Below are 20,870 nucleotides of genomic sequence, written 5' to 3'. Positions count from 1 at the left end.
TGAAGTGAACCCCGAAAACGGGACACCAATCAAAACACCTAAACCACTTGTTCCCTAAATTCTTTAGGGGATAGGTGGTTTAATTTTTCTTGAATTCGCACACAATTGTAGTAATGAATGTATTCTAGCACAATCTTTCGCACAGTTGTGTTGGATACTTTTGTTATCTTTTGTGAATAGAAAGCTTCACTTTTTAAATGACCAAAGAAGCTTTCCATGACGGCATTATCATGGCAATTTCCTCTCCGGGACATGCTGGTGATCATGCCGTTTTCTTTGGCATACGCTTGAAATTCTTTTGCTGTATAAATACTTCCTTGATCCGAGTGAAGAAGGACATCTTTTACTTTTCGCCCTCTCATTGCTTGTTTCAATGTTTTCATCGCTAATGTCAGTGTTTGTGATTCGCTGATGACACAACTAATAATTTCACGATTAAAGGCATCCATGATCGTTGATAAATACAAGGTACGCTCTCCAAATAAGAGATACGTCACATCCGTAAACCACTTTTCATTTGGTTTGGATGCATCGAATTGGCGCTCCAATCGATGAGGGGCTACCATTGGTTCCGCACCATTGATATATTTCTTTTTCTTTCGACGCACTTTTGAAAGAATATGATTTTGTCTCATGATTCGTAATACTTTTTTATGATTGACACACAGTCCCATTTTTCGAAGAGTAGCGGTCACTCTTCGATATCCATACCGGAATTTATGCCTAAGACAGACGTCCTTTACTTTTTCTTCTATATCATCTTTCAGATCTTCCGTTCGTTGTAACCAACGATAAAATGTAGAACGGGGTAATTCTAATACGTTACACAAGTCTTTTACCGTTATTTTTGTTTGTACATTTCTCCATAAAGTAACTACAGTTTCTGGTTTCAGCCCCTTTCGATTTCCAGATACTTTCCCCATACAAGTAATTTTGTTTTTAGATGTTTATTTTCTAAACGTAGCTGTTCTAATTCACTGAGCTCTTTTGGTCCTTTTCCATAAGAATATTGTTTTCCTACAGGTTGTTGAAAACGGTACGTTTGATCGGTACGATACCACTTCATCCACGTCTTAATTTGGGAAACATTTTTAATTCCAAGCTTCTCCATAATTGTCCAATTGGAATATCCATCCTTTTTCATTTCAATCACTTTCCACTTTACTTCTTCTGGGTAATGAACTCTTGTCTTCAAACGAAAAACACCTCCAATGAATTTGCATACTTAGTATGCGAATTCAGGAGGTGTTTTTTTCATGTACCACTATTCGGGTTCACTTCAATAATACGTATATTATGGGAGGTGTTTTTATGGACGGCAAAAAAAATAAAAAGATAGAACAACTCCAATCTTTCACGCGTGAAAATGAAGGAAAGGAGATGACAACAAATACAGGTGTTAAAATTTCAAATGATGAAAACTCTTTAACAGCTGGAGATCGTGGCCCTACCCTTCTAGAAGATTTCCTTATGCGAGAAAAACTTTCTCACTTTGACCGTGAACGAATTCCAGAACGAGTCGTTCACGCACGAGGATACGGAGCACATGGCATTTTTGAGTTATATGAATCTTTAGAAGAGCTAACAATGGCCCACTTTCTACAAGACCCTTCAAAAAAAACACCGCTTTTCATTCGTTTCTCTGAAGTAGCTGGATCAAAAGGAGCAAATGAAACGAATCGAGATGTAAGAGGATTCGCCGTTAAATTTTATACAGAAGAAGGAAATTTTGATTTAGTAGGAAACAATATTCCCATTTTCTTTATTCAAGATGGCATTAAATTTCCTGATCTTATTCACGCCCTTAAACCAGAGCCGCATAATGAAATTCCACAGGGACAAACAGCACATGATACTTTTTGGGACTTCATCGCCAATAATCAAGAATCAGCTGCAATGATGATGTGGATTATGTCCGATCGTACAATTCCAAGAAGCTTTCGAATGATGCAAGGATTTGGCGTTCATACATTTCGTTTCGTTAATAAAAATGGAAAGTCACGATTCGTGAAATTCCACTGGAAGCCAAAGCTCGGCGTTCATTCGTTAATTTGGGATGAAGCACAAAAACTAGGTGGTGCTGATCCAGATTACCATCGCCGTGATTTGTGGGAAAATATTAATGCTGGAAACTATCCTGAGTACGAACTTGGCATTCAAATTTTAGAAGAAGAGGACGAATTTAAATACGGCTTCGATATATTAGATGCAACGAAAATTTGGCCTGAAGAAGATTTTCCCGTTAAAATCATTGGGAAAATGACCTTAAATCGCAATGTAGATAATGTATTCGCTGAAACTGAACAAGTGGCACTACACCCTGGAAGTATCATTCGTGGTATTGACTTTACCAATGACCCTCTCTTACAAGGTAGACTCTTTTCTTATACAGACACACAATTAGCACGCGTTGGTACAAATTATCAAGAACTACCGATTAACCGTCCAATATGCCCATTTCATAACAATCAAAGAGATGGTGCGTCTAAATATATAATCGACAAAGGAAACGTTGCCTACCATAACAATTCCTTAGCAAATAATTCTCCTTATACTGTACCTGGGACAAAGGGGGGGTTCGTTACATATCCTTCTACTGTATCTGGTCATAAAACAAGGGAAACTGCTGCTAGCTTCAAAGACCACTTCTCTCAAGCTCGTTTATTTTGGAATAGTATGAGTCACGTCGAAAAAATCCATATTATACAAGCTTTCTCCTTTGAATTAGGAAAAGTCAAAAGTAAATCTGTCCGCCAACAAGTCGTTGATATGATTGGACATATTAGTACAGAATTGGCTACTTTAGTTGCAGAAGCTCTCGGAGCAAAAGTCCCAAATGTGCAAGAATCCAACGTTACAAAATCATCTCCAGCACTCAGTATGGCAAATACGACCTTTAGTCCTAATACATTACGAGTAGGTATCATTGTTGCAAATGGATATGATGGGCCAAGCGCACAATATATAATAAATCAGTTCAAACAAGTAGGTCTTCAACCAGTGATCGTTTCCGAACGATTAGGCATAGTGCAGGGGACGTCAAATGGACATTGGGAAGTAAATGATACTTTCTTAACAGGCTCACCACTCCTTTATGATGGATTACTTCTTATCGGCGGAAAGATGGATGATCATTTTCTTAACAAAGCAAGTTCCTTTGTCGTAGAATCATATAATCACTTTAAGCCGATTGGCTCCTTCCAAAACGGCTCTTTTATTATTCAATCTTTAAATATAGAAGGAAAGCCTGGTGTTTTAATAGAACAAGACCCTACGCGACTAGCAAATGAATTTATTAAAGCTATGACAAAACAACGCTTTTGGGATAGAGCATATTCATAAAATAGGGGGACATTTATGTTTGTTACTGTCGAGAAAGATGTGCATATTTTTGTGCAAGACGTTAATCCTGGTCCAGGTAGTAAGACTGTTTTCTTCGTTCACGGATGGCCTTTAAATCATCAAATGTATCAATATCAACTCAATGTTTTACCAGAGCATGGCTTTCGCTGTATCGCCATGGATATACGAGGGAATGGGCAATCTGATAAGCCATGGACTGGTTACACGTATGATCGATTAGCCGATGATATCGCAATTGTTCTAGAAGCACTCCAAATAGAGAACGCTACATTAGTCGGTTTCTCAGTTGGTGGTGCTCTTTCTATTCGCTATATGTCTCGCTATAATGGGCGCCGCATTTCTAAGCTCGCATTAATTGACGCTGTCTCCCCCTCTTTCGTTAAAAATCAAGAGTCCCCTTACGGTGTACCGAAAGAACAAGCAGATGCTCTCATTAATCAAATGTATGCTAATTTACCAAAATTTTTAAATGATGTATCTTTATCCTTTTTCAATAGAAACTTAGGAGCTGCAACCCTTGAATGGTTTTCTTATCTCGGTATGCAGTCCGCTTCTTATGCCCTTATCAAAATTTTACAAGCAGCTGCAAATGAAGATGTAACGAAAGATTTAAATAAAATTAACGTCCCAACAAAAATCTTCCACGGCGTTCACGACCAACTAATTCCTTACAAAAGTGCTGAGCTTACGCAACAACGAATTAAAAATTCTCAGTTACATGCTCTTACAAATAGTGGCCATGGTTCACCAATCGATCAAGCGGATGAATTAAATAAAGAACTGATAAAATTTTTACATGCATAACAACTGCAATACAAGATTGAAAGTTAACATAATCGATTTTTTACAAAACATAAAATTCACACATTTCTCACAAATATACAAATAAAACGATTACATTTTCATATATACTAAATGTACAAGTAATACTCCCTAAACCCAGCTTGTCTGGTTACCCCGTTAAATACTATGAAAAAAGAACTTGTATCGTTATACAAGTTCTTTTTGTTTCTTTTATTAAAAGAGGATTTCTTTGCTATATTGATTTCCAACGAGTAAATCATATTGAAGCATTTTATATTGCTCTAACATTTCTTTTTGTTTCTTTGTTAAATCATTGATTACTTCCCCATTTTTATCAACTTTTAATTCATCTCTAAGCACTGGTATTTCCTTGTAAAGTCCCGATAAAAATTGATAAAATGAGGATTTATTTAATCCTGCATAATCAAAAATAAGATTAGAAAAATGAATTGGGCTTACTAAACCTAAATTATCATTTGGCATATCAAAGTTTGCATACATTAATAGCGGCGTTTGCGCCATTGCTAAACGTTCACTCGGTGTTTTTTCATTCGTTATATACCCATTTTCTTTATAAAAAGATTTATTTGTTCCTAATGATGGAAGGTGATCTCCAAAGAATACTAATAATGTAGGTCTATCTAAATTATCTAGTTGCTCTATTAAATATTGAAGAGCCTCATCTGAACGTCTTAACCCTTCTGTATACGTCTCTAATTCTCCCTTTGATTCTTCATTTTCTAGCCCGCTAATTTCTATTAGATTTTCACCAAATCGGCCCTCTGTAAATGGAAAATGATTTTGCATCGTAACTGCATGAATAAATGTAGGTTGTTTTTGTTTCTCTAACTCAGCAATTATCTCTTCACTCATCGCTAAATCACTAATATAATCTCCATCAATATCCACATTTTCCATCGTGTCCTCTGCATTAAACTTATCAAATCCTAACACCTTATATACATCATCACGTTTAAAGAATGTGCGTCCAAATGAATGAATTGCACTTGTGTAATAGCCTTCTTTTTTCAAAGCCGTCGGGATTGATGGAATTTCTTTCTTATTTGTAATAACCTGCTGATATGGTATAGAACCTGGCTTTAACAAACTCATTGAATAACTCGTTAATGCCTCAAATTCAACGTTCGCCGTATTTCCCCCAAATGTAGGAGAAATAGTTTGTCCACCAGGAAAGTTTTCTATATAATGATGTAAATTTGGTACAGGATCTTCACTAAAAGAAAGGTTGGTTACTTTCGTCGGATCCCAAAACGATTCACTCATTACAAAAATAATATTCGGTTTCTCTTTTTTCTTTTCGTTCCCCATATTTCCACTATATTGTTTTTTTATATCGTTTGCTATTTGAAGCATATTTTCTTTAGAATAATTTTTTGGTTTTTCCATAACTGTTGTATCTAAATTGCTAATAAACCCCAGTACAAAACCATTTGAAGCATAGTTCTCATTTTGGTTCCACAAAACAAAATCTACACCTGATTTTTGAAATACTTTATTCATAAATGTATTCGCAAAATTACCGTACGCATATAGAACAAAAATAGATCCTACTACTAATAAGGCTCTTATTCCTAGATGAATCTTTACATTTTGAATATACCTTCTCATATATATCCCTGCTACAATACAAGCTACGATACTTACGATAATGATTAAAATATAACTCCAGCTAAAATAGTCCATCACCATCGGTATAACAGATTGCATATGCGTAATTTGTGTGAAATCAGAAGGATATAACGGATCCCCTCTGAAAATAAGCTTCAAATAATTCACAATACCTAAAATGACTAACGTACAGCTAGATAAAACCATACTTAGAAAAACCTTACCTATTAAATTATATACAAGAATATATATTGCATAAATTACTACAAAACTTAATATAAACTGCATATTATAAATGTAAATCCAATTCATTGTCTCTATGAAACTCATATTAACTTGCATTACAATATAAAATAATGCTACTGCATGAGCTAGCAAAAATAATATAAAATGCACTCGCAGGGATACCCTAGGTATAGACATCTCTTTTTTATTGAAATGCGTAATATAAAATGTTATGCCCCATATGAAAATCATCATAACACTTAAAACAAGCTTTTGATTTAAATGATCTTTCATCATGTCTAAATTAAAAACCTTTAAAATCATAAACAGCATAGTTATTACTAATAAAGTCACCATACTACTTATAATGCTAGAAATTAATATACTTCTTTTCGGAAGATGAAAAAGTGTAGAACCATACTTCAATTCATTCCCTCGTTTCTATGTCTTAATTTCCCCCGCATCGAAAGAACTATTTCTATTAAAATAACATATATTACATATTTCGTCTGTATACTTGCTTCTATTATAAATGTATTGTCTTAATATTCCCTTAATCAACAGTTAAATTGTGACATACAAATTACTCATTCTTGAAAAACTTAATTTTGATATTCTACTTTATGATATAATAACTATGTTTTGGAAATCCTTAATACTATTAAAGATTTCACATAAAAATACGAAAGAATTAATAAAAAAGGAGTTGCTCATTTTTGCTTACTAAGTTTAAGAGTTTGCCTAAAGCGGTATATGCAATTTTGGCGCTTTCTTTCCTGTTGCACGTTTTTTGTTTAGTAAAACAGCCAGGATTAGATGGAGAGTTAGTCAAAGTAACATATGGTGCAAATGATGCCTTTAACTATTCGTTAACAGCTGAACAACTATTAAAACATGGTGTATTTGGTTATGTGTATTTAGAACCTAGTGAAGTTCCAGGGAAAAATGCATATATCACACCAGGTCAGCCATTACTATTAGCTGGCGCTATGATTATTTCTGATATTACATCAATTCCTTACTATTACGTAGCAACTGTTATTAACATGATCATGAACCTTTGCACAGTGCTATTAGTATTCTTAATAGGAAAAGAATTGTTCGAAAAAAACATTTATGGAATTGTTGCAAGTATTTTATATGCTATTTATCCAAGTAACTATACATACTTCCGTACATTGCTAACAGAAGTTCCATCCATATTCTTATTGGCATTATGTGTATATGTATTTGTTCTCGCATGGAAATACAATAAAACGAAATTCCATATATGGTTTGGAATTGTCGTTTCAATTTTACTTATGTTCCGTCCAAATCCAGCTCCAATGATGCTCATTCCTGTTCTTGTTGTGTTATTTACATATGGATTTAAAGACTCCATTCGAATCGGATTGTTATGGTTTATCGGACCGTTCTTGATTATTGGCGCATGGGTTGTTCGTAACTATTTAGCGCTCAACCAATTTATTTTATTCTCAACCCAAGGTGCAGATCCACTGATTGCCGGTGCAGATCCATTCAATAAAATTGGCTATGAAAATATAGTAAATGAAATGAGAGCTAAAGGCTTAGATGACAAAGGTGCATACGCAAAGGAATTAATCAAGAATGGATTTAAGACGGACTTCACTTATTGGTTCTCTTGGTTCACTGTCGGTAAAACAATTGAGTTATTCAAAACAGCTCCTGCTGTAGACCAATACCGTATTCATAATTTTATGCAACTATGTCATAGAGTATTTATCATTGGTACATTCTTGAGCAGCTTCTGCCTCATGCTAAATTCATTTAAACATAAACGCGTTATGATGCTAGTAGCAAGTTCTATTATTTACATTATCTTCTCAAACTTATTCTTAGCAATTAACCGCTACGGATTTTTCATTAATCCTCTTATGTGCTTAATTCTTGCATACGGATTAATTCACATTGCGCAGAAGCTTCCATTCTTCCGCACTAACCAAGCATAATAAGAAAGAGGTCGGCCATCTGTGGCCGACCTCTTTCTTATTACCCAACACTTTGCACACGGCCAATTTGTCCATTCTGTAATCGCACTTTAATTCCATATGTATGTGTTTCTGTATTTATCAAAATATCTTTCACAACACCACTCACTGTTTTACTATAATCATTATCTAATTGGATAACTACATGTGAACCAACTGAAATTTGTGATCGTGTTGGTTTCCCGCCCGTTGTTTGTTTTGTATTTTCTTGCTTTTGTGTTCTCTCTTGTTGTACAGGTTGTTGCTGAGCTTTCTGTTGCTCTTGTTTTCGTCGCTCTTCTTGCTTACGCTTTTCTTCCTCTGCTTTTTGCTGTTCTTCTTGCTTACGTTTTTCTTCCTCTGCCACTTTTTTATCTTCTTCTATTTTTTGCTCATCTGTTGTTGCTTTTACTTTTTCTTCCTCACCTTTACAAGCACTTAAAGCAATTACATATAAGCCCATAAGTACAGAAAATAATACTTTTTTTAACATGAAAAAATCATCCTATATATATTACAAATTAATAACTTTCATAGCATAACAAAAGTATATATATTCTTTTGTCAAAATTCGTCTTATATATTCATTTTATTATATTAAAATAAAACTTATACTTAGAAAGACGAGATTTATGATGTGAATACATGAAAAAATTCATATCATAAATCATTTTTACAAGTGCTACTTTACGTATAAATACAAGTTTTTAACAACTATTAAAATAACGAAAAGAACCTGCCACAAGACAGGTTCTTTTCGTTATTTTATGATAAAAGAGAAAATGATTAGCATGTGTATTATATAAAAGGAAGCAGCCATATTTTCCATACGATACATACGAGTACTATAACTACAAAATCAAAAAAATCTAATCTCAGACCTTTTTTCATATTCATATGTAGCCACATATGAAACCATTTTATTTTCGTATATTTATGAATGTTTTTCTTGGCAAATCGGTAAATAAGCATTTGCATGATAAAAAATCCGGCCACAAAAATAAATAATAAGATGAGAAATCCAATCACAAAATTCCTCCTATTTTTGTAGCGTTTTTTCTACTATCCGATTTTTCAAAACCCACTCTTCAAACTGGGCACTTCCAAATTCCCAACTAAGATCGCGAGCATGTACAGAAAAAACGTAATGACCAGCATATTCGTCCATAAACCTCCCTAACTCTACATCGTCTTTCTGAATACCGTATACTCCAAAATTAAAATACACATCCCATACGTCTTCATTCTTCCTCTTATAAGCAATCGATTCCATGTCACATTCTGTCCCAAAATAATCAAGATGTAAATGTACGCTATCATCGTATTCGTACTCCATTTTATCACCCCTTATATTTGTACTTCTTTACCATCCAAAAAATTCCTGCTATCTACACTCACATATAGGCACTTACCTACATATCATGCTTGTAGAGTGACTTCTAGGAGGTGTTATATAGTGAAAAAATTAATCGCGATTTTTTGCATCATGTTACTAGCTGTTTTTACTTTTGCTGCTTGTAGTAATAAAAAAGAAGGTACGAAAGAACAAACTCAAAACATTCGTGTCGGCGAAGTTACCCATTCTCTCTTCTACGCCCCGTTATATGTCGGGATTGAAAAAGGATTTTTTAAAGATGAAGGCCTAGATATTGACCTACAAACAACAGCCGGTGGCGATAAAACGATGACCGCCCTATTATCTGGCGGAATTGATATTGCTCTCGTCGGTTCTGAAACGTCTATTTACGTTCATCAACAAGGAGCGAAAGACCCTATCATTAACTTTGCACAGCTTACACAAACAGATGGGACATTTTTAGTTTCACGTAAAAAACTAGACTCTTTTAATTGGAATGACGTAAAAGGTGTTACATTTTTAGGACAGCGTAAAGGCGGCATGCCGCAAATGGTTGGGGAATACGTTTTAAAGAAAAATGGCATTGATCCTCATAAAGATACAAACTTAATTCAAAATATTGAGTTTGCTAATATTGCAAATGCCTTTGCATCTGGTACTGGAGAGTTTGTGCAGCTCTTTGAACCGACTGCAAGTATACTTGAGAAAGAAGGTAAAGGTTATATCGTCGCTTCATTCGGAAATGAATCTGGTACTGTTCCTTATACAACGTTCATGGCAAAAGAAAGTTTCTTAAAGAAAGATAAAGCTGCTGCTGAAAAGTTCACACGTGCGCTCTATAAAGCACAGCAATGGGTTGATACACATAGCCCAGAAGAGATTGCTGATGCTGTTTCTCCGCTATTTAAAGACACTTCAAAAGACATAACAATACAAGTAATTGAACGGTATAAAAAACAGCATTCTTATGCTACAAATCCACTACTAGATGCGGAAGAATGGAAACAGCTCCAAACTATTATGAAAGACGCTGGCGAATTACAAAAAGAAGTTCCACATGAAGCGCTCGTCAATACAAAAATTGCCGAAAGCGTTATTAAGAAATAGAGGCGAAGTGTATGAGTTTTTTACAAATACGTAACGTTTCTCACTGCTTTTTTGCAAAAGAGAATGCCAAACTTATTCTCGAAGATATGAGCTTACAAGTGGAAGAAGGCGAATTTATTTCTATACTCGGTCCAAGTGGTTGTGGTAAAACAACACTCCTCTCAATCATTGCTGGGCTACTTGATCCAATTGACGGTATCGTCTTTTTAGATGGTGAACCGATTACAACGAAAACTTCATCTATGGGATATATGTTGCAACAAGATTACTTATTCCCTTGGAAAACGATTGAAGAAAATATTATGCTTGGACTTCATATTCGAAAGATTTATGATGAACAGATGAAAGAACATACTTTAAATCTTTTAAAACAAGTCGGTCTACATGGGGTAGAAGGACAATATCCTCGTGAACTATCCGGCGGTATGCGTCAACGTGCCGCTCTCGTTCGAACATTAGCGACTGATCCAAAAATTTTATTACTAGATGAACCATTCTCCGCACTCGATTATCAAACGAAATTAAAACTAGAAGAACTCGTTTTCAACTTGCTAAATAAATATAAGAAAACATCACTACTTGTTACTCACGATATTGAAGAAGCGATCGCGATGAGTGATCGTATTTATTTACTGCAAGCGAATCCTGGAAAAATCGCAAAAACCTTTATCGTCCCGGAAAGTATCCGTTCTTTATCACCGTTAGAAGCACGCCATCACTACGATTTCCCAGCCCTCTTTCAAGATATATGGAAGGAGCTGGAACGACTTGGATAATATAAAACAACTACATGAACAATTTCGAAAGAAAGAACGTAGGCGTGCTTGGATTGCTCGCTCTCTACAACTTTTACTACTTATTCTTTTCTTTGCACTATGGGAAATATCTAGCAAAAGAGAATGGATTGATCCTTTACTCTTTAGCTCTCCTTCAAGTATTTGGGATCTCTTCTTAACGAAATGGATCGACGGTTCACTTTGGGTCCACATATGGACGACATTGCTGGAAACGGGAGTAGGCTTCATTCTCGGAACAGTACTTGGTGCTATTATTGCAACGTTTCTTTGGTGGATGCCACTTCTAGCCCGCGTACTTGATCCTTATCTCGTCGTCCTAAATGCAATGCCAAAAGTTGCACTCGGTCCAATCATCATCGTTATTTTCGGTCCAAACATTTCATCTTCTATCGCAATGGGAGTAATCATTTCCATCATCATTACCATTCTCGTTATTTACAGTGCGTTTCAAGAAGTCGATTCTAACTATATAAAAGTGATGGACACATTTGGCGCAAATAAATGGCAATGTTATAAGCAAGTCGTTCTCCCTGCATCCTTTCCAGCAATTATCTCAACGTTAAAAGTAAACGTTGGTTTATCCTGGGTCGGTGTTATTTTCGGAGAACTTCTCGTTTCCAAACAAGGACTTGGCTACTTAATTAGCTACGGATTCCAAGTCTTTAACTTCACACTCGTCTTACTTAGCGTACTACTCACATGTGTTCTTGCAACTCTTATGTATGTATTTGTCGAGGCATTTGAAAAAATTCTAATTGGAAAAAGAAAAAGAAGCTGACTCAAAACAGTGCGCTATAGTCAGCTTCTTTCTTTTACCTTTTATCACACATTTTCGTTTCATTTGTAATGTTTCCATCCGCAACCGTAACTGTATGGAAACAGTCTTTCACACGTACTGTAACGACATTATCTTTTCGATCTATCACATGATAATCATTAAACTTTTCATTCAAAGCACTACGAATTTGCTCCCCTTCAAAAATCGGAAAACCGTGAGACATTACCCAAATGAGACCAGCAACAGCAAGAATCGTTTTCATACGTTTCATTACCTCCTCGAGAGTAAACTTATAGTCCCTACAACACGCGCATTATAATTGTGTCTAAATTGTGACATTTTTATACTAATTCTATTTTATACCGCCAGTTCCTTCTTCTTTTTAATAAAAATACAGAATTTTCAATTTTATCAACATGAAAAAACGTAAAGAATTAAAAATTCTTCACGCTTTACTTTAACGAAACTATATCGAACGCATAACTCACATTAGTCTCCACTTTGTTGTTCTATCGTTTTCGAAACATCATATAATCCTGACAGCACTTCCGCTCTCATTTTTACAAGCTCAGGGAACTGATGGAAGAAAGCAATTTTCTTATATTTTAACTCTGTTCCTTCTTTCACTTTTTTTGAATCTTGTAAAATGAACGCTGTAAATGTATCTGCGATATCTTCCGTTACATTTGTTGTTCCATACAGCGATACAAACTCATCATGCTTTTCTTTATAAAATTTAATTTGTGCCTCTTCACTTTCTTCTACTTTCTTTTCTGTCCACTCTTGTTCAATTGGTTTCCAAAATTCATTATAAAATTGGTTAATATACGAAGTTTTTCTCGCACATCCATTTTTCAAGAACACCGTTTTACATTTATTTCGATATGATGAAATGTCTTTCTCTTCATCAAACGCCTCTAAATATTTCCTATCCACTGGTACTTGTTTATGCCCAATCGTTAATACGTGAGCCGTTTCATGAATTAATGTTTTCATCACTTCATCTATATTCACCCCAGAATCGAGCACGTCTAAACTAAGCAACCAATCTCTCGGGTCATCCATACTTGGCATGACATGAGCAACAACGCCATCATAACCATCCGTTATTAGATCAAACCCTGTTATATTCTCACGATATTTCACTGGAATGAGAGTGCGATACATGTCCCATAAAGTTTCATGATACTCTCTATCTTGCCGCTGGCTTAACAAATCATCTTTTGCTACTTCGTCATCTGCAAAAGCTTTATTCAATCTCTTACGATCCAATTTCTCAAAATAAGGATCTACAATTTCATCATCATCGATATAATAAGAAGCTAAAAAGAAATAATTGTCATCCTCTTCTTTTTTCTGTTCCGCCTCTTTCATATTCATACTTTCATACTCTTCTATGTCATAATCCTCTACTTTTTCAAGTTCTGAAAGTCCCCCTATCTTTTTATATACTTTTTGTAATGTTTTATCTCCTATTTGCGTGCACTCTTCTTCTGTTTTACAAATTTCTTTTTCTTTCGTAACCTCAATAGCACTATCGCATCCTGCAACTAAACTGCTTGCTATCATACAACACATTAACTTGCCATACAGTTTCTTCATACAATCCCCCATTATTCCATTCTACAAAATATCATAATCATTTTTTTGTGAATATGCGATAATTAATTATAAAAACTGCAAGGAGGTTTCCCATGATTCGTGCAATCTTATTCGACTTAGATGGCACACTATTAGATCGGCGCCAATCTTTAGAACAATTTATTTGTGACCGATATAATCGCTTCGCCTCACATTTGATGGGCATAGAAAAATCCGAGTATTGTTCTCGATTTCTTGAACTTGATAATAATGGCTATACGTGGAAGGATAAAGTGTATGCTACTCTCCTTTCCGAATACAACATTACTACTTTAACGCAAGAGCAACTGCTACACGACTATATTACAAACTTCCAACATCATTGTATTTCTTTCAAAAACACGCATGAACTACTTCAACAGTTAAAACAGCGAAACATTAAAATTGGTATTATCACAAATGGTTTTACTGAATTTCAGATGAGCAACCTTCGAGCACTACATATACATACGTATACAAACACCATTCTCGTTTCAGAAACTGAAGGAATTAAAAAACCTCACCCTGAAATTTTCGAACGTGCTTTGCAAAGACTAGATGTTAAGGCAGAAGAATGTCTTTATGTTGGAGATCATCCAGAAAACGATGTGCTTGGTTCTGAACAAGTAGGGATTCTTGGTGTTTGGAAAAAAGATTCGTTTTGGGGTGATTTTAAGCATTCACGTATCGTAGATGATTTATTAGAGGTTCTTTCATTTTTAGAGGTAGAGATAAAAATACAATAATAGCAAATAAATTATATCAGCGATTTACCAACAAAAAGTGACCATAATAAGAGGAGGCCGTTGCTCAAAAACGCCTCCTCTTTCTTTATTCATATACTGTAAACTGTGGTTTACTCGGATGATCTTTTACTAGCGCATCATCTGGAAACTTTGAAACTTTTTGATATAAGGCAATGCCACCGATACAACCTGCTGTTAGTAGAATTCCTAAAAATGAGAGTGGCTCCAGATTCATAGCTAATCCCAATACAATTGGCAAAATTCCAGTTGGTAAAAACGGAAGCATTAACACTTTCTTCATTTGCTTTACTGTAACCGCCTGTTTAGAATGAGCATATGCAACACCTAATTTCCAATTAACGCCCCATTTTAGTTCACTCCACGGAATACCTCCGATATAGCGAAATCCTATTAAATGTATCGCTTCATGAATACAGACGAGAACAATCATTGCAATAATAAACAGAAACATCGTTAATAATGTAACTTCAACTTGAACCCCACCTGAAAGAAATATATGCAAATAACCTATTCCAAACGACAAAGCAATTATTATAAAAAATAAAGAAAAGTTTAATTTAACCATCGAAACAGTAACAGTCGTTTCTTTTCTTTTATCCATCTTCCCCCTCCTAAAATGTAAGTATATCTTCGCAAAATTGTATAATATACCCAAAAATAACATAAAGATATATTTACATTTATTATTACATACAAAAAAAGAAACCGGCTACTTTACTTCGTAAAACAGCCGATTTCTTCTATATGTTTCATCGTACGCGCTAATACGTCATCGCGCATTATAAAGCTAAATTTTCTGTTCGTTTTAATGTTGTCAGGAATGTCTTTTAATAAAACAGACCCTTTCGTTTCTTCGTAATGCGTATGTTCTTCTACCGCACTAATTGTTGCAAAATAAATGTTTTTAATGATTATTTTGTCTTTTCCAGATACTTTATATTGTCCTAAGTAAGTTAAATCAGAAACTATGCCGCCAGTTTCTTCATGAACCTCTCGAACTGCCGCTTCTTCCGGTGTTTCCCCTAGTTCTACTTTACCACCTGGAAATTCAAGACCACGACGTAAATGATGTGTTAATAACCATTGATCCCCGTACCGGCATACAACCCAAACATGCTTTGGCTCAGGAGAAAATGGATAACGTTCAAACGATAATTGTACAGTGTTGTGGTAATAATCTTTAAATTTGTACATGCCATTACTCCCCTATTGATGGTTACAAGTTTTTCCTACCACAAATTGTAGCATATTCTCGCTTTTCTGCATAATATTATCCAATTACAATCCATTGATTATTCCCATTTGCGCGACTAATTCTTTCGTCTCATGATTTCCTAAATCGTAAATCATTTTATATGCTTTTTGTAGTTGTTCATCATATCGGTCATTATTTGAATCGTGATGATACTCAACAAATGGAACGTGGGAGCGTACAAATGAACCTAAATCTTCTACATATGCTTGATCGAAGTGCTCTCTTAATTCCGTAATTTCCTCATCATTTGCATAAATTTCAAAATTATACGTATCCGCCGTCTTCACTTGTGAAATTTGACCATTTCCTATTGATATATAATATGTTTTTTTCGTTTCCATGTAACACCCTTCTTTCATCCTTTTATTTTCTATTGTTTTCATCAATTACAAAATTATGTAAAATAAAGAAAAGGAGGGGTTTTATGTTCAAAATATTAATTATCGGTATTATCATCGTCCTAATCATCCTCGTACTCTCCATCATGACAATTAATAAAGGCTATGCTTATAAACATTACGTCGATAAACTAGAAGATAATCCTTATACAAAAAAGAATAAGGAGAATTCCTAATATGCTTCGTATACTCCGCATCACAATCGCACTCACTGTGTTCGTTATGTCGGCAATTGGATTATATACAGGTCAAAATAATTTTCTACCTCTTTCACAATTTCTATTAGGGGCTTTAATGTTTCTCATCGCATTTGAACAAATAAAGAAAAAGGAGGCAGCAACTGGGCTTATTTGTATTATTTCCGGTGCTTTCATTTGGATTGTTCTCATCATTAGCTATATAAAATAAAAGGAGGTACATGCATGCTAAAAGGAGTACGGATTACTTTATCACTTATTGCTTTATGTATAGCAATCTATAGTTTCTTTACTAGTAATAGAGAAATTATGCCTTATATGTTCATCTTTTTAGGGATGATGGCTTTCGTTATTAGTATAGAGGAAATCTTAAAGCAGCAAAAAGGTGGTAGTATACTTGCTCTGTTAGCAGGAGCTGGTGCTTTATTTCTTGGCTTCTCAGAAATATTTCGATAAATAGTCCCTTTAAAGGAGGTATACAATGCTAACTGGATTACGCTATTTTTTCATGCTTCTCACACTCTCTCTTTGCACTTATTCTCTTGCTACCGACAACTTCACACTTCTCCCATACATGCAATTTGCTCTCAGTTGTTTCTTTATTCTTCTAGGAATTAATGAACTGAAATCCGGAAGAAAATCAATGGGTATCTCGCATTTTTTCGTTTCTAGTCTTATGCTCTTCATTGTAATATCGAACTACTTTCACTAAAGATAACATGTAATTTCCAATCACCTACTGACCATTACCTCTCACTAATTTGGATTTTTTAAACAGTTAATAAATTGGAGGATACTATGCTAACAAACCTTCGAATCTTACTATCTGCTATTGCTTTTATTCTTGCTTTTTTTAGTCTTTTTACACGAATTTCTATTCTTTTCTCTTATGTATTTATCCTTTTAAGCATCACATTTATTCTTTCGGGAGTTGCTGAAATACAACAAAAGCAAAAATCGAAAGCTATCTTTTGTTTTATAGTTGGGATAATCACTTTCTTCGTTGGGATTTCTGACATACTTCCATAAAAAAGAAGAGCTTGTGTGCTCTTCTTTAACTCACTACTTTCAATCCAATAATCGTCCCCATAATCCCAACAATACAAATAATCCGAAAAGCGTTTTTAGGTTCTTGAAAAAATAAAATACCGACAACTGCTGCCCCGAGCGTTCCGATTCCAGTCCAAACTGCATATGCGATCGATAACTGAATTTCTTGAAGCGCCATCGTTAAAAATTGAAAACTAATAATAAAACCACCTATTAAAATAATATTATTCGTCCAACTATTATTTTTTGCTACTTTCTTTATCCCAATTACACCGACAATTTCAAAGAGCCCAGCTATAATTAAATAGATCCATGCCACTTTATTTCACCTCTTCCTTATTCCCACTAAATTTCAATCCGATAATAAATAGTGCCAATAAGCAAACGAGGAAAATTTTGATGAGCGAAAATGGTTCTTTGAAATATAAAATATCTACCAATATCGTTCCAACTGTACCAATTCCAGTAAATACTGCATATGCCGTACCAATTGGAATTTTTTTAGTTGCTTCAATTAGTAGTTGAAAGCTCACTAAAATTGCAATGAGTGTCAAAATACTCATTGAATTTGTTTTTAATCCTGTCGCCCAATATATTTCAATTAAGCCCCCAAATACTAAATACATCCACGCCCTATTTATGCTAATCTCCTTTTTCTTTTTCACTTCTTCTTTTATCTCTTCTCTTGTTTCTTGTTTCGAAGAATTACGCTTCTTTTTCGGAAAAAGAATGTAAGACATCGCCCATATAAAATGAATAATAAGCACTGATGTCCAGACACTTGTAATCGTATTAATCGTTTCATTTTTATAAAATCCAATTTGTTTATTTAAAATCCACTCTTTCATATGAAGGAAATAGGAACCGCTTGGCAACTCTTGAGCTGGTACAAGCCCTACTATAAAAATAAATAGAATCTGTGCAAAAATGAAAATCCCCAGATGCTTATAAAAATATTGCCTCTCCATCCGCGCATGCTTAATTCCATATAGCTTCTCTTTTCCCGCGCCAGTCATTTACCCTCCTCCTTTTTTAAATAACAATCTATCATCTTTTCTATATAATTCATCGTTTCTAAATCAAGTCCGTATACTCTTGCAATCTCTCCCTCTTCAGGTTTAATTAAATCCCAATACTTATTTATTAATTGTTCATCTTCATGAAATACGTGCATTGAAAAAGCCACTACCCTTTCCGCTAACATTTGAATTTCCGGTGAATCTACTGGTTCATTTATACGCTGACGAATTTCTCTTAATACTTGTAACCATTCTTTTGTTCTTTCATCGTTTTCTTCAAGTGTTGGTAAATCCTCTATAACCTTCTGTTCTTCCTCCGTAAAATATTTTTGTCGGAAATTTTCTCTCTGCTCAATTCCCTGTACTGATTTTATGAATAACATTAAATCTTCTGTTTTAAGCTCTCCTGTTAATTCAATGGAATGAAATGCTGTATATAATAGTTTTTCTAAGTCCTTTAATCTTTTTACTTCCGCTTGTATTGTTTGAATTTCATTTTGAATTGCACTTTTCCATCTTTCTTCTGAATTCCCCTTTTCCTCTTTTAACACTTTTTTTATTTCCGAAAGCTTAAAACCAAGCTTTTTAAACGTTGTTATTTGTTGCAATGTAATTACATCATCTTTTGAATAGTAACGATATCCTGACTCAGCAACGTACGACGGTTTTAATAATCCAATTTCCTCATAATATCTAAGTGTTCTCGTCGTTACATTCGTTTCTTTTGAAATTTCACCAATGCTATACTTATCCATCGTTTCCTCCTCACGCCTTATTTATCTTCACTATAAACTTTGACGTATACGTTAAAGTCAATACTCCATTCACACAAAAAACTCCTGTTTTTCAAACAGGAGCTCTCATTAATATATTCACCTACTGCCTTTCATTTCTTAAAAATGCTCATAAGTGAAACTCATCGTTTTTCTATAAAACCTGTACTTTTCTCTTTTACAAATAAAAAAACTGCCCTTTAACAGGCAGTTTTTCTTTATCCAAACACTTTCTCAAGTTCATCTTTATCTTGGCTTAGCCAGAAGTTCATTAAGCGTTGTGCTCCTTCTAAGTCATGAAGCTTCGCTTGACCACATTGCGTTTCATTTGCAGCCGGAATTTCTGTAATTTGAACCGCATCTTTTAATGTTAGTTCTAATAAATCAATGATTTCTCGAACTGTCGGTGTTCCGCTCACTACAAGATAATATCCTGTTTGGCAGCCCATCGGTGAAATATCGATAATATCAAAATGCGGATAACGATCAATATATTTACGTAAATTAAATGCTAATAAATGCTCTAACGTATGAATAACATCTGGTTTCATTGCTTGTTTATTCGGTTGGCAGAAACGAATATCAAATTTATTTACAATACCGTCACTACCTACATTGTGAACTCCGCAATGTCTTACATAAGGTGCCTTTACAATCGTATGATCTAATTCAAAGCTTTCTACTGATGGCATACAACATCTCTCCCGCTTTTAATTTAATTCCGTTATATCCAATATGATATAACGGAAATTCACATTAGTAAAGTATTATGTACAGTCGTGCTATAATACTTTAAGAGTATGCTGAAAAGGAGACCATTATGAAACAGATTTTTATTGGGATTATACGCTTTTATCAAAAGTTCATTTCTCCGATGACACCACCAACATGCCGCTTTTATCCAACTTGTTCTCATTACGGATTAGAGGCGTTTCAAAAACATGGTGCACTCAAAGGTTTTTGGCTTACTTGTAAGCGTATATTAAAATGTCACCCTTTCCACCCGGGAGGATTTGATCCTGTCCCAGATAAAAAGGATGACAAAGTAAATTCTTAATTGTCGTAACCATTCACAACTAAATCTAATTTTCCTGTATCAGGATCTATAACAAGACCGTGAACAGGTACTTCTTCTGGAAGTAATGGATGGTTGCGAAGTATTGATACACTATGTTCTACACTTTCTTCTACACTAGAGAACCCTTGTAGGAATCTTTCTAAATCGATTCCAGAATAACGGAGTGTATCTAATTTCTCATTTGTTATACCGCGCTCTTTCATCTTCTCAATTGTACTGCTTGCCTGAATTTTTGCCATACCGCAATCGTGGTGACCAACTACACAAACTTCATCAGCACCAAGTTCATATACAGCAACTAAAATACTACGCATAATACTTCCGAATGGATGTGAGATAACAGCTCCTGCTACTTTAATAATTTTCACATCACCGTTACGCATATTCATTGCTTTTGGTAATAATTCAACAAGACGAGTATCCATACAAGAGATAATTACCATTTTTTTATTCGGGAATTTTCCCGTTTCATACTCTTCGTATCTTTTCTCTTCAACAAATTTTTCATTGTATTGTAAAATCTCTTCTAATGACTTCATAGTAAAAAACCCTCTTTTCTCTCATTTACATTACTTATATAGTGTACCAAAATATGAAAAACTCAAAAAGGATATCGCTTTATAGTAAAAATAGGATATTTTCAGATAATCGACATAATTCTTTCA

The 20,870-nt window shown here is 34.6% G+C and carries 27 protein-coding genes; 12 read left to right on the top strand and 15 right to left on the bottom strand.

Going from position 1 to position 20,870, the window contains the following annotated elements; genetic code table 11:
* Positions 1 to 38: 38 nt before the first annotated feature.
* Positions 39 to 1,195 (bottom strand): IS3-like element ISBt2 family transposase gene (locus tag ACYFX0_RS28285; RefSeq protein ID WP_097826534.1). Its coding sequence is split into 2 segments (ribosomal slippage): positions 39 to 943 and positions 943 to 1,195, totalling 1,158 coding nucleotides; the frame shifts between segments, so codons are not numbered across the junction.
* Positions 1,196 to 1,311: 116 nt separating this feature from the next.
* On the opposite strand from ACYFX0_RS28285, the gene ACYFX0_RS28280 reads away from it, so the two are divergent.
* Complete coding sequence (locus tag ACYFX0_RS28280) at positions 1,312 to 3,342, top strand: catalase (protein ID WP_460272029.1); 2,031 nt, start codon at positions 1,312 to 1,314, stop codon at positions 3,340 to 3,342.
* A gap of 15 nt (positions 3,343 to 3,357) precedes the next feature.
* A complete protein-coding gene (locus tag ACYFX0_RS28275; RefSeq protein ID WP_106082387.1) occupies positions 3,358 to 4,167 on the top strand; it encodes an alpha/beta fold hydrolase in 810 nt (269 codons plus the stop codon).
* 213 nt (positions 4,168 to 4,380) lie between these two features.
* On the opposite strand, the gene ACYFX0_RS28270 is transcribed toward ACYFX0_RS28275, so the two are convergent.
* Entirely contained in the window at positions 4,381 to 6,447 is a 2,067-nt protein-coding gene (locus ACYFX0_RS28270) for an LTA synthase family protein (protein WP_106082386.1), read from the bottom strand.
* 290 nt (positions 6,448 to 6,737) lie between these two features.
* On the opposite strand from ACYFX0_RS28270, the gene ACYFX0_RS28265 reads away from it, so the two are divergent.
* Entirely contained in the window at positions 6,738 to 7,991 is a 1,254-nt protein-coding gene (locus ACYFX0_RS28265) for a glycosyltransferase family 39 protein (protein ID WP_000956215.1), read from the top strand.
* A gap of 40 nt (positions 7,992 to 8,031) precedes the next feature.
* Here the strand turns inward: ACYFX0_RS28265 and ACYFX0_RS28260 are convergent, their stop codons facing one another.
* The 3 genes from ACYFX0_RS28260 to ACYFX0_RS28250 form a co-directional block, all read right to left on the bottom strand.
* Positions 8,032 to 8,502, bottom strand: coding sequence for a DUF2196 domain-containing protein (locus ACYFX0_RS28260; RefSeq protein ID WP_106082385.1), 471 nt, complete (start codon positions 8,500 to 8,502; stop codon positions 8,032 to 8,034).
* Between the two features lie 305 nt (positions 8,503 to 8,807).
* Positions 8,808 to 9,038, bottom strand: coding sequence for a hypothetical protein (locus ACYFX0_RS28255; protein WP_106082384.1), 231 nt, complete (start codon positions 9,036 to 9,038; stop codon positions 8,808 to 8,810).
* A gap of 10 nt (positions 9,039 to 9,048) precedes the next feature.
* On the bottom strand, positions 9,049 to 9,345 hold the full coding sequence (locus ACYFX0_RS28250; RefSeq protein WP_000455579.1) for a DUF3986 family protein: 297 nt from the start codon (positions 9,343 to 9,345) through the stop codon (positions 9,049 to 9,051).
* A gap of 120 nt (positions 9,346 to 9,465) precedes the next feature.
* Here ACYFX0_RS28250 and ACYFX0_RS28245 point away from each other — a divergent pair, with 120 nt between their 5' ends.
* From ACYFX0_RS28245 to ACYFX0_RS28235, 3 genes are read left to right on the top strand one after another with little or no spacing between them, the layout of a single operon-like run.
* The gene (locus ACYFX0_RS28245) at positions 9,466 to 10,473 is read left to right on the top strand and encodes an ABC transporter substrate-binding protein (RefSeq protein ID WP_000733138.1); all 1,008 of its coding nucleotides are present in this window, start codon (positions 9,466 to 9,468) and stop codon (positions 10,471 to 10,473) included.
* A gap of 11 nt (positions 10,474 to 10,484) precedes the next feature.
* Positions 10,485 to 11,249, top strand: a complete 765-nt coding sequence (locus tag ACYFX0_RS28240) for an ABC transporter ATP-binding protein (RefSeq protein WP_000009025.1) — start codon at positions 10,485 to 10,487, stop codon at positions 11,247 to 11,249.
* Entirely contained in the window at positions 11,242 to 12,048 is an 807-nt protein-coding gene (locus ACYFX0_RS28235; protein WP_000368777.1) for an ABC transporter permease, read from the top strand. Before ACYFX0_RS28240 ends, ACYFX0_RS28235 begins: the two co-directional genes overlap by 8 nt.
* A gap of 34 nt (positions 12,049 to 12,082) precedes the next feature.
* On the opposite strand, the gene ACYFX0_RS28230 is transcribed toward ACYFX0_RS28235, so the two are convergent.
* Entirely contained in the window at positions 12,083 to 12,310 is a 228-nt protein-coding gene (locus ACYFX0_RS28230; RefSeq protein ID WP_000849112.1) for a hypothetical protein, read from the bottom strand.
* A gap of 227 nt (positions 12,311 to 12,537) precedes the next feature.
* Positions 12,538 to 13,650, bottom strand: a complete 1,113-nt coding sequence (locus tag ACYFX0_RS28225; protein ID WP_142399155.1) for a recombinase family protein — start codon at positions 13,648 to 13,650, stop codon at positions 12,538 to 12,540.
* A gap of 92 nt (positions 13,651 to 13,742) precedes the next feature.
* On the opposite strand from ACYFX0_RS28225, the gene ACYFX0_RS28220 reads away from it, so the two are divergent.
* On the top strand, positions 13,743 to 14,414 hold the full coding sequence (locus tag ACYFX0_RS28220) for an HAD family hydrolase (protein ID WP_106082382.1): 672 nt from the start codon (positions 13,743 to 13,745) through the stop codon (positions 14,412 to 14,414).
* Between the two features lie 85 nt (positions 14,415 to 14,499).
* Here the strand turns inward: ACYFX0_RS28220 and ACYFX0_RS28215 are convergent, their stop codons facing one another.
* The 3 genes from ACYFX0_RS28215 to ACYFX0_RS28205 all read right to left on the bottom strand — a co-directional run bounded on the left by ACYFX0_RS28215 (position 14,500) and on the right by ACYFX0_RS28205 (position 16,031).
* Positions 14,500 to 15,036: a DUF3267 domain-containing protein gene (locus ACYFX0_RS28215; protein WP_106082381.1), complete on the bottom strand. Its 537-nt coding sequence runs from the start codon at positions 15,034 to 15,036 to the stop codon at positions 14,500 to 14,502.
* Between the two features lie 113 nt (positions 15,037 to 15,149).
* Positions 15,150 to 15,629 (bottom strand): antimutator 8-oxo-(dGTP/GTP)ase, encoded by a 480-nt coding sequence (gene mutTA, locus ACYFX0_RS28210; RefSeq protein WP_000276385.1) that lies wholly within the window; start codon positions 15,627 to 15,629, stop codon positions 15,150 to 15,152.
* 84 nt (positions 15,630 to 15,713) lie between these two features.
* Entirely contained in the window at positions 15,714 to 16,031 is a 318-nt protein-coding gene (locus ACYFX0_RS28205) for a hypothetical protein (protein ID WP_000448411.1), read from the bottom strand.
* A gap of 83 nt (positions 16,032 to 16,114) precedes the next feature.
* Here ACYFX0_RS28205 and ytzI point away from each other — a divergent pair, with 83 nt between their 5' ends.
* The 4 genes from ytzI to ACYFX0_RS28185 all read left to right on the top strand — a co-directional run bounded on the left by ytzI (position 16,115) and on the right by ACYFX0_RS28185 (position 17,314).
* Complete coding sequence (gene ytzI / locus ACYFX0_RS28200) at positions 16,115 to 16,264, top strand: YtzI protein (RefSeq protein ID WP_000472793.1); 150 nt, start codon at positions 16,115 to 16,117, stop codon at positions 16,262 to 16,264.
* A 1-nt stretch (position 16,265) separates the two neighbouring features.
* Positions 16,266 to 16,496 (top strand): DUF3953 domain-containing protein, encoded by a 231-nt coding sequence (locus tag ACYFX0_RS28195; RefSeq protein ID WP_000944462.1) that lies wholly within the window; start codon positions 16,266 to 16,268, stop codon positions 16,494 to 16,496.
* 14 nt (positions 16,497 to 16,510) lie between these two features.
* On the top strand, positions 16,511 to 16,741 hold the full coding sequence (locus ACYFX0_RS28190; RefSeq protein WP_000912056.1) for a DUF3953 domain-containing protein: 231 nt from the start codon (positions 16,511 to 16,513) through the stop codon (positions 16,739 to 16,741).
* Positions 16,742 to 17,083: 342 nt separating this feature from the next.
* Entirely contained in the window at positions 17,084 to 17,314 is a 231-nt protein-coding gene (locus ACYFX0_RS28185) for a DUF3953 domain-containing protein (RefSeq protein ID WP_000957185.1), read from the top strand.
* Between the two features lie 25 nt (positions 17,315 to 17,339).
* On the opposite strand, the gene ACYFX0_RS28180 is transcribed toward ACYFX0_RS28185, so the two are convergent.
* The 4 genes from ACYFX0_RS28180 to luxS form a co-directional block, all read right to left on the bottom strand.
* The gene (locus ACYFX0_RS28180) at positions 17,340 to 17,654 is read right to left on the bottom strand and encodes a DMT family transporter (RefSeq protein ID WP_000312334.1); all 315 of its coding nucleotides are present in this window, start codon (positions 17,652 to 17,654) and stop codon (positions 17,340 to 17,342) included.
* 1 nt (position 17,655) lies between these two features.
* Positions 17,656 to 18,351, bottom strand: coding sequence for a DMT family transporter (locus ACYFX0_RS28175; RefSeq protein WP_000145220.1), 696 nt, complete (start codon positions 18,349 to 18,351; stop codon positions 17,656 to 17,658).
* Positions 18,348 to 19,109: a MerR family transcriptional regulator gene (locus ACYFX0_RS28170; RefSeq protein ID WP_000362242.1), complete on the bottom strand. Its 762-nt coding sequence runs from the start codon at positions 19,107 to 19,109 to the stop codon at positions 18,348 to 18,350. Before ACYFX0_RS28170 ends, ACYFX0_RS28175 begins: the two co-directional genes overlap by 4 nt.
* Before the next feature lie 236 nt (positions 19,110 to 19,345).
* On the bottom strand, positions 19,346 to 19,819 hold the full coding sequence (gene luxS, locus ACYFX0_RS28165; protein ID WP_001141371.1) for an S-ribosylhomocysteine lyase LuxS: 474 nt from the start codon (positions 19,817 to 19,819) through the stop codon (positions 19,346 to 19,348).
* A 128-nt stretch (positions 19,820 to 19,947) separates the two neighbouring features.
* Here luxS and yidD point away from each other — a divergent pair, with 128 nt between their 5' ends.
* A complete protein-coding gene (gene yidD / locus ACYFX0_RS28160) occupies positions 19,948 to 20,184 on the top strand; it encodes a membrane protein insertion efficiency factor YidD (protein ID WP_000809334.1) in 237 nt (78 codons plus the stop codon).
* Here the strand turns inward: yidD and ACYFX0_RS28155 are convergent.
* The gene (locus tag ACYFX0_RS28155) at positions 20,181 to 20,744 is read right to left on the bottom strand and encodes a beta-class carbonic anhydrase (RefSeq protein ID WP_000838173.1); all 564 of its coding nucleotides are present in this window, start codon (positions 20,742 to 20,744) and stop codon (positions 20,181 to 20,183) included. The two genes, yidD and ACYFX0_RS28155, sit on opposite strands and share 4 nt — an antisense overlap.
* Between the last annotated feature and the right edge of the window lie 126 nt (positions 20,745 to 20,870).

The sequence above is a fragment of the Bacillus sp. NEAU-Y102 genome, from assembly GCF_054788175.1.
This window is presented reverse-complemented; position numbering and strand designations above follow the sequence as displayed.